We start from the raw sequence: 14,512 nt of genomic DNA, 5'->3' as shown, positions 1-14,512 counted from the left end.
CAAGGCATAGAAGCAACAATGAATGTCGCTGTTCGCAGTCACGCCACCGCCAAACAGGCTTCTGAACATTTCGACGTGCTGATCGTCGGCGCCGGCATCTCCGGCATCGGCAGCGCCTATCACATCGAGAAGCAGCTTCCGGGCACGAGCTATGTCATCCTGGAGACGCAGGCGACGTTCGGCGGCACCTGGAGCACGCATCGTTATCCCGGCATCCGCTCGGACAGTGATCTCCATACGTTCGGCTATAGCTTCAAGCCCTGGGTCGGGCCGCCGATCGCGACCGCCGAAGAAATCCTCACCTATATGAAAGAGGTGATCGACGACAACGGTATCGCCAAGCACATCCGCTACAAGCACAAGATCAATTCCGCCAGCTGGTCGAGCGAGCAGAATCTCTGGACTATTGAGGCGGTGACGACCGACACCGGCGAGCCGAGGACGTTCACGGCGAACTTCCTCTGGATGTGCCAGGGCTATTACCGTCATTCGGAAGGCTACACGCCGGAATGGAAGGGCACCGATCGCTTCAAGGGCCGCATCGTCCATCCGCAGACATGGCCCGATGACGTCGACCTCACGAACAAGAAGGTCGTTGTGATCGGCTCGGGCGCCACAGCGGCGACGCTGGTGCCGAACATCGCTGACCAATGTGCGCATGTCACCATGCTGCAGCGTTCGCCGACTTATTTTCGCCTCGGCCGCAACGCCATCGAGATCGCGGAAGAGCTGCGCCGGCTTCAGGTCGATGAGGCCTGGATCCACGAGATCGTTCGGCGCAAGATCCTGTTCGAGCAGGATGCCTTCACGAAACTCTGCGTGTCCAAGCCAGAACAGGTCAAGAAGGACCTGATCGGCCAGATCAGCGCGGTGCTCGGTCCCGACTACGACGTCGGGACGCATTTCACGCCGACTTACCGGCCGTGGCGGCAGCGCATCGCCTTCGTGCCCGATGCCGATCTGTTCAAGGGCATCGCCAGCGGCAAGGCCTCCGTCGTGACCGACGAGATCGAATGCTTCGTCGAGAACGGCATTCAGCTCAAGTCCGGCAAGCTGCTGGAAGCCGATGTCATCGTCACCGCGACCGGCTTCAATCTCGCCGCGCTCGGCGACATCGCCTTCGAGATCGACGGCAAGCCGCTCGCCTTCGGCGATACCGTCACCTATCGCGGCATGATGTTCACGGGCGTTCCGAACATGGTCTGGGTGTTCGGCTATTTCCGCGCCAGCTGGACGCTGCGCGTCGATCTCGTCGCCGACTTCGTCTGCCGACTGCTTGGTCACATGAAGGACAAGGGTGCGAAGAAGGTCGAGGTACGCTTGCGCGCCGAAGACCACAACATGCCGATCCTGCCCTGGATCGATCCGGAAAACTTCAACCCCGGCTATATGATGCGCAACATGGATTTGTTGCCCAAGCGCGGCGACAAGCCGGAATGGCAGCACAGCCAGGATTACTGGACGGAGAAGGACGAGATCCCGAAGACGGATCTGGATGACAAGGCGTTTGTGTACGGGTGAGGGCGCTCGGGGTGTAAGGGGCGGTAACGATTGCCACATCTTCGACTGTCGTCCCCGCGAAGGCGGGGACCCATAACCACAGGGAGTAGTTATGGAGCGAGCTGCTAACTCCGAGCCTTCGCCAAACATCGGCTGTGGCTACGGGTCCCGGATCTGCGCTTCGCTTGTCCGGGACGATAGCGGTTGTGGGATCAGTAGCGCACCAACTCATCCGCACTGCGCTCACGAGTTCCTTCGCGTCGCATTCGCCGCAATCGCCGCCGCGGCGGTCCGGTTCTCCACGCCGAGTTTTGCGTAGATCTGCTCGAGATGCTTGTCGACCGTGCGCGGGCTGAGGCCCAGGATTTGCGCGATGTCGCGATTGGTCTTGCCCTTGCTGAGCCAGGCCAGCACCTCGCCCTCGCGGGTGGTGAGGCCGAGTTCGCTGGTGAATTCTGGCGGCAGCGCGGTGCCGGACTCCCTGGAGAGCCGTAGCAGGAATTCGTTCGGCGCGGTTTCGCCCATGTAATAGAGCCGCAGCTGCGGATTGTCGGGCAAGCAAGCCGCCTGGGATTTCGAGCTGCCCTTGGCTTTGGCCTGCTCCAGCCATAGCAGCAGCGATGGCGGCAGGACGAAATCGTCGGCCTGTGCGCCGTGATGATCGGACAGCAGCTTCTGCGCCTGCGGTGTTGCCCACAGCAGATTGCCATGGCGGTCGACCGCGAACAGGAAGCGGCCGGAGACGTCGAGCGCGGCGCGCGCACTCTGGGTCAGCCGGGCATTGCCGAGATGGACGCGGATGCGCGCCAGCATCTCCTCGATCACGATCGGCTTTGTCACGTAATCGACGCCGCCGGCCTCGAGCCCGCGCACGATATGCTCGGTTTCGGCGAGGCCTGTCATGAAGATCACGGGGACATTGGCAAGACCCGCATCGCGCTTGAGCCGACGGCAGGTCTCGAAGCCGTCGATGCCGGGCATCACGGCATCGAGCAGAACGATATCGGGCGTGATCTGGTCGATGATGCGTATCGCGGCCGCGCCGTCGAGCGCCACCATCACCGTCATGCCGGCGCCGTCGAGCGCGTCGGTGAGCAGCCGCAGCGTCTCGGGAGAGTCATCTACAACGAGCGCGACGTCGCGCTTTTTCGACTCAATGTTCATGCGCATGCAACGTCTTCAATGTGGCCATGTACTGCTCGAGATCGAACCGGTCGACCAGCGACCGCATCTGCGCGACGAAGTCGGCGTGCTCTGGATGCTCGCTGCCGATCTCGTCCAGCTTCAATTGGATGCCCCTGACGTAGCCGATCTGGCCGAGCCCGATCAGCGCCTCGATGTGCCGCGCCGGGGGCCTCGATCCGCATTCGGGGCGCCAGAACGGCACCGCGATCTCGTCCGAGCCGTATTGCCATTCGATCTTGAGGAGCTGGCGTATCGTCTCCAGCAGCCTCGGGATGTCGATCGGCTTCATCAAATAGCCGTCATGGAAGGGCTGCGCCAGCGGCGCCCCGTGGGCCTCGATCGCGCTGGCCGACACCATCAGGATGCGAGCCTGGTGATGGCCGCTCGCGCGCAAGGCCTCCGCGACGGCCCAGCCGTCCATGGCGGGCATCGAGATGTCGAGCAGGAACAGATCGGGCCGGCAATGCTGCGCCAATGCGAGGCAGCCGGGGCCATCCGGCGCGCTGAGCAGGATGAAGCCGAGCGGGGTCAGCACCTCGCGCAGGAGGTCGCGATGCACGGGGTCGTCGTCGGTGATGAGGATGGTCTTGCGCGCGCCGTGATAGCCGGAGACCGGGGCCTCCACCGGCGCGATGAGCTGCGGATTGGTGACCTCCGAGAGCAGGATCTTGACCTTGAACGTTGAGCCGGTGCCGACCGTGCTCATGACCTTGATATCGCCGCCCATCACACCGGCGAGCAGACGGCTGATGGTCAGGCCGAGGCCGGTGCCGGTTTGCGGCTGCGAGACGCCGAGCGCACCGCGCTCGAACGGCGCGAAGATGCGTTCGAGATCGTCGCCCTGGATGCCGGGACCGGTGTCGATCACCTCGAACTCGGCAACGGGGCTGCGATAGTGCACCACAAACTGCACGCTGCCGGTCTGGGTGAACTTGATGGCGTTCGAGAGCAAATTGATCAACACCTGGCGCAGCCGCTTCTCGTCGGCATAGACCACCAGCGGTAAATACGCCGGCCGCCTGAACACGAAATCGATGCCTTTGGCAGCGGCCTGAAGGCGGAACATGCCGACCAGCTGATCGAGGAATTCGCTCAAGCGCACCTCGTCGCGCGACAGATACAGCCGTCCGGCCTCGATCTTGGAGATGTCCAGAATGCCGTCGATCAGGCCGGAGAGGTGGTCGGCACTGCGGCGAACGACGCGGACCTGGTCGCGCGGCTTGGTGTCGAGCGTCGTGTCCTGCTCCAGGAGCTGGGCATAGCCGCTGATCGCGTTCAGCGGTGAACGCAGCTCGTGGCTCAGGCCCACCACGTAGCGGCTCTTGGCGAGGTTGGCGGATTCGGCGACTTCTTTGGCGCGCTGCAGCTCGGCGTCGGTGCGCTTGTGCGCGTCGATCTCCTGGATCAGCAGCGCGGTCTGCCGTCGCGTCTCGGCTTCCGCCGCGCGGCGGCTCTGCTGCGCCAGGACGAACAGCCACGCCACCACGCCGATGATGATGCTGAGCGAGAAGAAAACCTTCCAGAGCACGTCGGAGACGAGCGCGTTCTCGCCATGCACGCTCGCCGAGGTCTGCAGATAGATCAGGCCCAGCACCAGCGCGACGAGGCCGGCGGAGACCACGAACACGCCGACATAGTGGCCGAGTTGCGAGTTGATGCGCGCGTAGATCGGCTGCGGCATCAGCTTGCCCAGCGTCTCGGATACCTGCGCCTGGATCCGCGCGTGCGGCTTGCAGAGATCGTGGCAGCGGGCATCCAGCGAGCAGCACAGAGAGCAGATCGGGCCGGCATAAGCGGGGCACGAGGCCATGTCCTCCGGCTCGAACGCGTGCTCGCAGATGCAGCACTGGATCGCCTCGATGTCCTGCCAGCTCCGTTTCGGCTTGCGCGCGATGTAGTATTTGCCGTCCGTGGCCCAGGCAATCAACGGTGCGGTGAGGAAGGCAACCGCCAGCGCTATGAAGGCCGACAGCGCCTTCGCGGTCGGCCCGAACAGGCCGTAAAAGGCGCTGATGGAAACAATGGTCGCGATCGTCATCGCACCCACGCCGACCGGATTGACGTCGTAGAGATGCGCGCGTTTGAATTCGATCTGCTGTGGCCGCAATCCAAGCGGCTTGTTGACGATGAGATCCGCGACCAGCGCACCGACCCAGGCGATCGCGACGTTCGAATAGAGCGCGAGCGTCTGCTCCAGCGCCTTGTAGACGCCGATCTCCATCAACAGCAGCGCTACGATGACGTTGAAGACCAGCCAGACGACGCGGCCGGGATGGCTGTGGGTCAGGCGCGAGAAGAAGTTCGACCAGGCGATCGAGCCGGCATAGGCGTTGGTGACGTTGATCTTCACCTGGGACAGGATCACGAACGTGCCGGTCAACGCCAGCGCGAGGTCAGGCTGGGACAGCACATAGCGGAACGCTTCGAGATACATATGGGCGGGCTCGGCGGCCTCCTCGGGCGGCACCCCGTGGCTGAGCGCGAAGAACGCGAGGAACGAACCCGCCAGGAGCTTCAGCGCGCCCAGCACGATCCAGCCCGGTCCCGCGCTCATCAGCGCCACCCACCAGGACGCCCTGGAGGCGCGGCGGTCGCGCGGCAAAAATCGCAGGAAGTCGACCTGCTCGCCGATCTGCGCCACCAGCGAAAACACCACGGAAGCCGCAACTCCGAACAGCAGCAGGTCAAAATGCCCGCTGAGGTCGCCGTGCTCGCCCGAGAACTTACGCCACTCCGTGAAGGAATGCGGGTTGTGCCAGGCGATCGCCGCGAACGGAATGATGTGGAGCACGATCCACAGCGGCTGCGTCCACAATTGGAAGCGGCTGATCAGCGTGATGCCGTAGGCCACCAGCGGGATGATGACGACGGCGCTGATGAGATAGCCGATCGGCCGCGGAATCCCGAAGCACATCTCGAGCGCGGACGCGAGGATCACGGCTTCGATCGCAAAGAAGATGAAGGTGAAGGACGCGTAGATCAGCGAGGTGACGGTGGAGCCGATGTAGCCGAAGCCGGCGCCGCGCGTGAGCAGGTCGATGTCGATGCCGCATTTGGCGGCATAATAGGCGATCGGTACGCCACAGCAGAAGATGATGAGGGAGACCACGAGGATGGCGGCGGTCGCATTGGTGACGCCATAGTTCAGCGTGATGGTGCCGCCGATCGCCTCCATCGCCAGGAACGAGATCGCGCCCAGCGCCGTGTTGGCGACCCGGGCGGCGGACCAGCGGCGCGCGCTCTTGGCCGTGAAGCGCAGCGCGTAGTCTTCCAGCGTCTGGTTGGCGACCCATTGGTTGTACTGGCGCCTGACGCGGTCTATTCGCTGCCGCCCTGCCACGCTCTACCCCACTCCTGATACGGACCCGGAGCCCTCGCAAATTCCGTACCAAAAGCCTACGTCGGCATTTTGCGGTGCAGTATACGCGATCTTGCGTATGCTGGCACTGCATCAATCCGAGCCATCCTCACGGCACCAATCGCGTGTCCTCGAACAAAAGTGGGGTGCTCATGTCAGACGAACCAAACAAGGGCCTTTTGTCGCCGCTCCGGCGCAAACTATTGATGGGAATGGCCGCCGTGCCGGCCATCACGATGCTGCCGCGGGCGTCCTTTGCGCAGGCTCCCGCGACCTCGGCGGTCAACACCACCGGCCTTGCAGTCACCGATACCGAGGTCACGGTCGGCATCCTGCACTCGGCGACCGGCACCATGGCCATCTCCGAGACCGGGTCGATCGAGGCCGAAAAGCTTGCCATCGAGCAGATCAATGCCGCCGGCGGCGTGCTCGGCCGCAAGATCAAGTTCATCCAGGAAGACGGCGCCAGCGACTGGCCGACTTTCGCGGAAAAGGCCAAGAAGCTGCTGGTCAACGACAAGGTCGCGGCGATCATGGGCTGCTGGACCTCGGCCTCGCGCAAGGCGGTGCTGCCGGTCATGGAGCAGTATAACGGCATGCTCTATTACCCGACCTTCTACGAAGGCCTCGAGCAGTCCAAGAACGTCATCTACACCGGTCAGGAAGCGACCCAGCAGATTCTCGCCGGCCTGAACTGGATCGCCAAGGAAAAGGGCGCGAAGTCGTTCTTCTTCATCGGCTCCGACTACATCTGGCCGCGCACCTCGAACAAGATCGCGCGCAAGCACGTCGAGAACGTGCTGAAGGGCAAGGTGGTCGGCGAGGAGTACTATCCGCTCGGCAACACCCAGTTCAACTCGGTCATCAACAAGATCAAGCTGACCAAGCCCGACGTGATCTTCACCGACGTCGTGGGCGGCTCCAACGTCGCCTTCTACAAGCAGCTCAAGGCCGCCGGCATCGACCTCTCCAAGCAGGCGCTGCTGACGATCTCGGTGACCGAAGACGAGATCGACGGCATCGGCGGCGAGAACATCGCGGGTGCCTATGCCTGCATGAAGTACTTCCAGTCGCTCGACAATCCGAACAACAAGGCGTTCGTGCCGGCGTTCAAGAAGGCGTGGGGCGAGAAGACCGTGATTGGAGACGTCACCCAGGCTGCCTATCTCGGCCCGTGGCTGTGGAAGTTGACGGTGGAGAAGGCGGGCTCCTTCGACGTCGACAAGATCGCGGCGGCCTCGCCCGGCGTCGAGTTCAAGGGCGCGCCGGAAGGCTATGTGCGCATCCACGAGAACCATCATCTCTGGTCGAAGACCCGGGTGGGGCGCGCCAAGCTCGATGGCCAGTTCGAGCTGATCTACGAGACCGCCGATCTCGTCGAGCCGGATCCGTTCCCCAAGGGCTACCAGTAAGAAGCGCTCCCAGTCGCGTTTTCGTCCAAATACCAAGCCTCTCCCTGGCGTGGACAGCAAATCCACGCCCAAGACCCCGCGTCGCGAACCTGCTCGCGACGCGGGACCCTTATCCCCGACGGAGGACATCGATGTTCGGCGACTACTCGCTTGGTGACCTTGGCTCCATCTTCGTCATGCAGGGCTTTGCAGGACTGATCCTGTTCTCGGTCTACGTCCTGATGGCGCTCGGGCTTGCCATCATCTTCGGCCAGATGGGCGTCATCAACATGGCCCATGGCGAGTTCATGATCCTCGGCGCCTACGTCACCTGGATGACCTCGAATGTCTTCCAGTCCTATTTGCCCGGCTTGTTCAGCGGCTATTTCTTCCTTGCGATGATCCTGGCCTTTGTCGCGTCCGGCGCATTGGGGATGCTGGTGGAGTGGATGCTGATACGGCATCTCTACAAGCGCCCGCTGGATACGCTGCTTGCCACCTGGGGCCTCAGCCTGATGCTGCAGCAGGCCTATCGCTCCGTGTTCGGCGCGCGTGAGGTCGGCGTCGAGCTGCCGCAATGGATGCTGGGCTCGCTGCACGTCACCGACAGCATCGAAGTGCCGATCAACGGCGTCTTCGTGATGTGTCTCACCGTGTTGATCACTCTCTCGGTCGCGTACGTCATGTACATGTCGCGCTGGGGCCGCCAGGTCCGTGCGGTGGTGCAGAACCGCATCATGGCCGGCGCGGTCGGCATCAATACCGAGAAGGTCGACCGCTACACCTTCGGGCTTGGTTGCGGCATTGCCGGAATCGCCGGAAGCGCCTTCACCATGATCGGCTCGACCGGGCCGACCTCCGGACAGCTCTACATCGTCGACACGTTCCTCGTCGTCGTATTCGGCGGCGCGGCCAGCCTGCTCGGCACCATCGCCTCCGCGTTCTCGATCTCGCAGACGCAATCGACGCTCGAATTCTTCATGTCGGGCTCGATGGCCAAGGTCCTGACGCTGCTCGCTGTCGTCGGCATCCTGATGCTGCGGCCGCAGGGTCTCTTCGCCCTCAAAGTCCGCAAGTAAGGAGAAGCAGGCAAGTCATGATCATCAACTCACGCTTCTTCAATCGCTCCGAGCTCATCGGCTTCATTGTTCTGGCCGCCGTGCTGTTCGTGATCCTGCCGCTGTCGCTGGATGTGTTCCGCCTCAACCTGGTCGCGAAATACCTCACCTACGCCTTTGTCGCGCTCGGCCTCGTGCTGTGCTGGGGCTATGGCGGCATCTTGAGCCTCGGCCAGGGCGTGTTCTTCGGTCTCGGCGGCTACTGCATGGCGATGTTTCTCAAGCTGGAGGCTTCCAGCGTCGAGAACACGAAGATCCAGTCGACGCCCGGCATCCCCGATTTCATGGACTGGAATCAGATCACGTCGCTGCCGTTGTTCTGGCAACCATTCCACAGCCTCACCTTCACCATCCTCGCCATCATCCTGGTCCCCGGCCTGTTCGCCCTGATCATCGGCACCGCGATGTTCAAGCGCCGCGTCGGCGGCACCTATTTCGCGATCATCACCCAGGCCGTCGCCGCCATCCTCACCATCCTGATCGTCGGGCAGCAGGGCTACACCGGCGGCATCAACGGCATGACCGACCTGCGCACCCTCAAGGGCTGGGACATCAGGCCCGACCACGCCAAGGTCATCCTGTACTTCGTCGAGGTGGTGCTGCTGTTCGCCTGCATCGGCATCGCGCAGTTCATCCGCCTGACCAAGCTCGGCCGCATCCTGGTGGCGATGCGCGAACAGGAGGACCGCGTCCGCTTCTCCGGCTACAGCGTCGCCAACTTCAAGATCTTCGCCTTCTGCATGGCCGCGGTCTTCGCCGCGATCGGTGGCGCAATGTTCGCGCTCAATGTCGGTTTCATGTCGCCGTCCTTTGTCGGCATCGTGCCGTCGATCGAGATGGTGATCTACACCGCGGTCGGCGGACGCATGTCGATCTTCGGCGCGATCTGGGGCGCCATCCTGGTGAATTTCGCCAAGACCAGCCTGTCGGAATCCTTCCCGCAACTTTGGCTGTTCGGCCTCGGCGCGCTGTTCATCGCCGTCGTGCTCGCCTTCCCGAACGGTTTGTCCGGGCTCTGGGCCGATTACGTGCAGCCGAGGATTGATCGGCTGTTCGCCTCGCGCAAGCGGAAGCCGGGCTGGAACGACAATTCGGTCGCCGACGGCGCACCGGCAGAGTGAGGAGGCCATCATGCTCGTTGGACACCAGCCCAAGGAATTCCTGCTCGCTGTCTCCGGACTGACCGTCTCGTTCGACGGGTTCAAGGCGGTCAATGATCTCTCCTTTTACGTCGAGGAGAACGAGATCCGCGTCATCATCGGTCCCAACGGCGCCGGCAAGACCACGGTGCTCGATCTGATCTGCGGCAAGACCAAGGCGACCTCGGGCTCGATCCAGTTTCGTGGCAAGGAGCTCACGAAGATGAAAGAAAACGAGATCGTGCAGACCGGCGTCGGGCGCAAATTCCAGACGCCGTCGGTGTTCGAGGATCTCACCGTGTTCGAGAACCTCGAGATCTCGTTTCCACGCGGCCGCACCGTGTTCGGCTCGCTGACCTTTCAGCGCGACCAGCTGGTGAAGGACCGGGTCGAGGAGGTCGCGGAGATGATCTTCCTCAAGGACAAGCTCAACACTTATGCCGACGAGCTCAGCCATGGCCAGAAGCAATGGCTCGAGATCGGCATGCTGCTGATCCAGGACCCGGACCTCCTGATGCTCGACGAGCCGGTCGCCGGCATGAGCGTGTCCGAGCGCGCCAAGACCGCCGAGCTGCTCAACCGCATCATCAAGAACCGCTCGGTGCTGGTGATCGAGCACGACATGAAGTTCGTCGAGGACATCGCCCACAAGGTCACCGTGCTGCACCAGGGCCAGATCCTCTCCGAGGGGACCATGGAGAAGGTCAAGAACGATCCCAAGGTCATCGAAGTCTATCTGGGGCACTGACGATGGCGAAAACCAATGAGTCCGTCGCGGCATCGACGGTGCACCTCTCCCCTTGTGGGAGAAGTCGGATCGCATCGTCAGATGCGATCCGGGTGAGGGGTCTCTCTCCGCAGATCAAGCTGCCGCTCGGATCCGCTGATGCATACCCCTCATCCGTTGCGGGCTCCGCCCGCGCCACCTTCTCCCACAAGGGGAGAAGGAAGAAGACGTACCGAGCCTAGGAGCGCTTCATGCTGGCAATTTCAGATCTCCACGTCGCCTACGGCCAGAGCGAGGTGTTGCACGGGCTCAACGTCAAGGTCGCGCCCAACGAGATCGTGGCGATCATGGGCCGCAACGGCATGGGCAAGACCACGCTGATGAAGTCGCTGATGGGCATCCTGCCGGCCAGGAGCGGCTCGGTGATCATGGACGGCGCCGAGCTCGGCAACCTCAAGAGCTACGAGCGCGTCGCCAAGGGCCTCGCCTATGTGCCGCAGGGCCGCATGATCTTCTCCACCATGACGGTGAAGGAGAACATCGAGACCGGCCTCGTCGTTGCGGGCGAATCCGAGGTGCCCGGCGACATCTACGAATTGTTTCCGGTCCTGCTCGAGATGAAGGGCCGCCGCGGCGGCAATCTCTCCGGCGGCCAGCAGCAGCAGCTTGCGATCGCGCGTGCGCTCGCAACCAAGCCAAAAGTCCTGCTGCTGGATGAGCCGACCGAAGGCATCCAGCCTTCCATCATCAAGGAGATGGCGCGGACCCTGAAACGCATCCGCGACGAGAAGGGGCTCTCGATCGTCGTGTCCGAGCAGGTCCTGAGCTTCGCGCTCGACATCGCCGACCGCGTGCTGGTGATCGAGAACGGCGAGATCGTGCGCGACGATCCGCGCCACGCCGTCGATGCCGCGCAGGTCTCGAAATATCTGTCCGTCTAACCAACCGTGTAAAAGGGGAGCATCTCGATGCCAGAGACACTGATCAAGGTCGATCTGACCAAGTCGGCTTACGAAAATGACATGGTGCACAACCGCTGGCACCCCGACATCCCGATCGTGGCCTGGGTCAATCCCGGCGACGATTTCATCATCGAGACCTATGACTGGACCGGTGGCTTCATCAAAAACAACGATTCCGCCGATGACGTGCGTGACATCGACCTGTCGATCGTGCACTTCCTGTCTGGCCCGATCGGCATCAAGGGCGCCGAGCCCGGGGACCTCCTTGTCGTCGACCTGCTCGACGTCGGTCCGATGAAAGAGAGCCTGTGGGGCTTCAACGGCTTCTTCTCCAAGCAGAACGGCGGCGGCTTCCTCACCGACCATTTCCCGCTGGCGCAGAAATCGATCTGGGACATCAAGGGCCTCTACACCTCGTCCCGCCACGTGCCCGGCGTGAACTTCGCCGGCCTGATCCATCCCGGCCTGATCGGCTGTCTGCCCGATCCGAAGATGCTGGAGACCTGGAACAAGCGTGAGGCCGAGTTGATCTCGACCAATCCGACCCGCGTGCCGGGCCTTGCCAATCCGCCGTTCGCGGCGACCGCCCATGGCGGCCGCGCCAAGGGCGACGTGAAAGCCAAGATCGGCGCCGAGGGCGCGCGCACGGTGCCGCCGCGCGAGCACGGCGGCAATTGCGACATCAAGGATCTCTCGCGCGGCTCGAAGATCTACTTCCCGGTCTATGTGCCGGGCGCGGGTCTTTCGATGGGCGATCTGCACTTCAGCCAGGGCGACGGCGAGATCACCTTCTGCGGCGCCATCGAGATGGCGGGATGGCTGCATCTGAAGGTCGAGGTGATCAAGGACGGCATGTCGAAGTACGGCATCAAGAACCCGATCTTCAAGCCGTCCCCGATCACGCCGAACTACAAGGATTATCTGATCTTCGAAGGCATCTCGGTGGATGAAGCCGGCAAGCAGCACTATCTCGATGTTCACATCGCCTATCGCCAGGCCTGTCTCAACGCCATCGAATACCTGAAGAAGTTCGGCTACTCCGGCGCACAGGCCTATTCGATCCTCGGCACCGCGCCATGTCAGGGCCACATCTCCGGCGTGGTCGACGTGCCCAACGCCTGCGCCACGCTGTGGCTGCCGACCGAGATCTTCGACTTCGACGTGATGCCGTCGGCGGCAGGTCCCATCAAGCACATCACCGGCGATATCCAGATGCCGATCTCGCCGGACAAGTAGTCGGTGTGCTCCCTCTCCCCGTCCTTACGGGGAGAGGGTTGGGGTGAGGAGTTATCTCCGCACGAACAGTGCGAGCGAGCCTCCGTTGAACAGGCAAGAGCGTAGGGATGATGCGATGCCGGTCTATGAATATCTCTGTGACGATTGCGGTCCGTTCAAGGACCTGCGCCCGATGGCCGAGTGCGACGATCCACAAAGCTGCCCGCATTGCGAGACCATTGCGCCGCGCGTCATTCTGACCGCGCCGAATTTCTTCTGCATGCCGTCAGACAAGCGCAAGGCGCATGCCGTCAACGAGCGCAGCTCGCACGCGCCGCAGACGCTCGCGCAATACAAGGCCTCGCACGGTCCCGGCTGCGGCTGCTGCTTTTCGGGCAAGTCCGTGAAGGACAAGAACGCGATCGACAAGAAGAAGCCGGCGCGGCTGGTGACCAAGACGAAGAGCGGCGCCAAGGGCTTTCCGACTGCGCGGCCGTGGATGATCAGCCACTAACGCACCTCAAACCAATAAACGACAGGAGCGCCCAACATGCTTCACGGTGACATTTCCAGCAGTAACGATACCGTCGGCGTCGCCGTGGTGAACTACAAGATGCCCCGCCTGCACACCAAGGCCGAGGTGCTCGATAACGCCCGCAAGATCGCCGACATGGTGGTGGGCATGAAGACTGGCCTGCCCGGCATGGACCTCGTGATCTTCCCGGAATATTCCACGCAAGGCATCATGTACGACTCCAAGGAGATGTACGAGACGGCGTGCGCGGTGCCGGGTGAAGAGACAGCGATCTTCGCCGAGGCCTGCCGCAGGGCCAAGGTGTGGGGCGTGTTCTCGCTGACCGGCGAACGCCACGAGGAGCATCCGCACAAGGCGCCCTACAACACCCTGATCCTGATGAACGACAAGGGCGAGATCGTGCAGAAGTATCGCAAGATCATGCCCTGGGTGCCGATCGAGGGCTGGTATCCCGGCAATTGCACCTATGTCTCCGACGGCCCGAAGGGGATGAAGGTCAGCCTGATCATCTGCGACGACGGCAATTTCCCGGAGATCTGGCGTGACTGCGCCATGAAGGGTGCCGAGCTGATCGTGCGCTGCCAGGGCTACATGTATCCGGCCAAGGAGCAGCAGGTCCTTATTTCCAAGGCGATGGCGTGGGCCAACAACGTCTATGTCGCTGTCGCCAATGCCGCAGGCTTCGACGGCGTCTACTCCTATTTCGGCCACTCCGCGATCATCGGCTTCGACGGTCGCACGCTCGGCGAATGCGGCGAGGAGGATTACGGCATCCAGTACGCACAGCTGTCGAAACATCTGATCCGCGATGCGCGCCGCAACGGCCAGTCACAGAACCATCTCTACAAGCTGGTCCACCGCGGCTACACCGGCATGATCAATTCCGGCGAAAGCCCGCGCGGCGTCGCGGCGTGCCCCTATGACTTCTACAAGAACTGGATCAAGGATCCCGAAGGCACGCGTGACATGGTCGAGGCGATGACCCGCTCGACCCCCGGCACCGACGAATGTCCGATCGACGGCATCCCGAATGGGTCGTCGCCGAGCAATTACTGAGCCCTTGCCGGCACCATGAGTTGGACGGTCACCCCTTGATGTGAACGGCCGTCCACAAGCGCGCGAACGTTCTGATGCGTCCGTAGGTGCGCGGAATGGGAATGGCGCCCGGCAAAACCGTGGCGCGGTTACAACATGGACTGTTGAATCTGCCCGAGTTGGGGGGCAGTTGGGCGGATTCTCGATGCCCCGTAGTTCTACCGCCCATCCTCTTCGCCTAAGTTCCCCGCGGCGCCGCTGGGGAGCGCCGCGGGGTGGGGAACGAGCGTGGGGGCTTGGTTGCGATCGAGCGGGGGGAGTTGCCCGCGCCGGAGTGCTGCGGCAAA

Annotated in this window: 11 protein-coding genes; 9 read left to right on the top strand and 2 right to left on the bottom strand. The window is 62.7% G+C overall.

Annotated features, from left to right (window positions below; translation table 11 throughout):
* Window positions 1-18: 18 nt before the first annotated feature.
* Window positions 19-1,521, top strand: coding sequence for an NAD(P)/FAD-dependent oxidoreductase (locus GGD62_RS10455; protein ID WP_179732942.1), 1,503 nt, complete (start codon window positions 19-21; stop codon window positions 1,519-1,521).
* Window positions 1,522-1,743: 222 nt separating this feature from the next.
* On the opposite strand, the gene GGD62_RS10450 is transcribed toward GGD62_RS10455, so the two are convergent.
* Window positions 1,744-2,670: a response regulator gene (locus GGD62_RS10450; protein WP_183235747.1), complete on the bottom strand. Its 927-nt coding sequence runs from the start codon at window positions 2,668-2,670 to the stop codon at window positions 1,744-1,746.
* Complete coding sequence (locus GGD62_RS10445) at window positions 2,654-6,025, bottom strand: ATP-binding protein (RefSeq protein ID WP_183708359.1); 3,372 nt, start codon at window positions 6,023-6,025, stop codon at window positions 2,654-2,656. The genes GGD62_RS10450 and GGD62_RS10445 overlap by 17 nt, the downstream gene beginning before the upstream one ends.
* Before the next feature lie 170 nt (window positions 6,026-6,195).
* Here GGD62_RS10445 and urtA point away from each other — a divergent pair, with 170 nt between their 5' ends.
* The 8 genes from urtA (at window position 6,196) to GGD62_RS10405 (ending at window position 14,186) form a co-directional block, all read left to right on the top strand.
* On the top strand, window positions 6,196-7,455 hold the full coding sequence (urtA, locus tag GGD62_RS10440) for an urea ABC transporter substrate-binding protein (protein ID WP_026201734.1): 1,260 nt from the start codon (window positions 6,196-6,198) through the stop codon (window positions 7,453-7,455).
* 131 nt (window positions 7,456-7,586) lie between these two features.
* A complete protein-coding gene (gene urtB / locus GGD62_RS10435; RefSeq protein WP_183708358.1) occupies window positions 7,587-8,513 on the top strand; it encodes an urea ABC transporter permease subunit UrtB in 927 nt (308 codons plus the stop codon).
* 17 nt (window positions 8,514-8,530) lie between these two features.
* Entirely contained in the window at window positions 8,531-9,673 is a 1,143-nt protein-coding gene (urtC, locus tag GGD62_RS10430) for an urea ABC transporter permease subunit UrtC (protein WP_038949523.1), read from the top strand.
* A 10-nt stretch (window positions 9,674-9,683) separates the two neighbouring features.
* Complete coding sequence (urtD, locus tag GGD62_RS10425) at window positions 9,684-10,439, top strand: urea ABC transporter ATP-binding protein UrtD (protein ID WP_091964397.1); 756 nt, start codon at window positions 9,684-9,686, stop codon at window positions 10,437-10,439.
* Between the two features lie 230 nt (window positions 10,440-10,669).
* On the top strand, window positions 10,670-11,359 hold the full coding sequence (gene urtE / locus GGD62_RS10420; RefSeq protein ID WP_179732948.1) for an urea ABC transporter ATP-binding subunit UrtE: 690 nt from the start codon (window positions 10,670-10,672) through the stop codon (window positions 11,357-11,359).
* Between the two features lie 27 nt (window positions 11,360-11,386).
* Window positions 11,387-12,616, top strand: coding sequence for a formamidase (fmdA, locus tag GGD62_RS10415; protein ID WP_183708357.1), 1,230 nt, complete (start codon window positions 11,387-11,389; stop codon window positions 12,614-12,616).
* A gap of 115 nt (window positions 12,617-12,731) precedes the next feature.
* Window positions 12,732-13,109 (top strand): zinc ribbon domain-containing protein, encoded by a 378-nt coding sequence (locus GGD62_RS10410; RefSeq protein ID WP_183235744.1) that lies wholly within the window; start codon window positions 12,732-12,734, stop codon window positions 13,107-13,109.
* A 36-nt stretch (window positions 13,110-13,145) separates the two neighbouring features.
* Complete coding sequence (locus GGD62_RS10405; RefSeq protein ID WP_018316780.1) at window positions 13,146-14,186, top strand: aliphatic amidase; 1,041 nt, start codon at window positions 13,146-13,148, stop codon at window positions 14,184-14,186.
* The last annotated feature ends 326 nt before the right edge of the window (window positions 14,187-14,512 follow it).

It is taken from the genome of Bradyrhizobium sp. ERR14 (genome assembly GCF_014198235.1).
Lineage (GTDB): Bacteria > Pseudomonadota > Alphaproteobacteria > Rhizobiales > Xanthobacteraceae > Bradyrhizobium.
The sequence above is the reverse complement of the archived record's forward strand: the minus strand, read 5'-3'. Positions and strand labels throughout refer to the sequence as shown.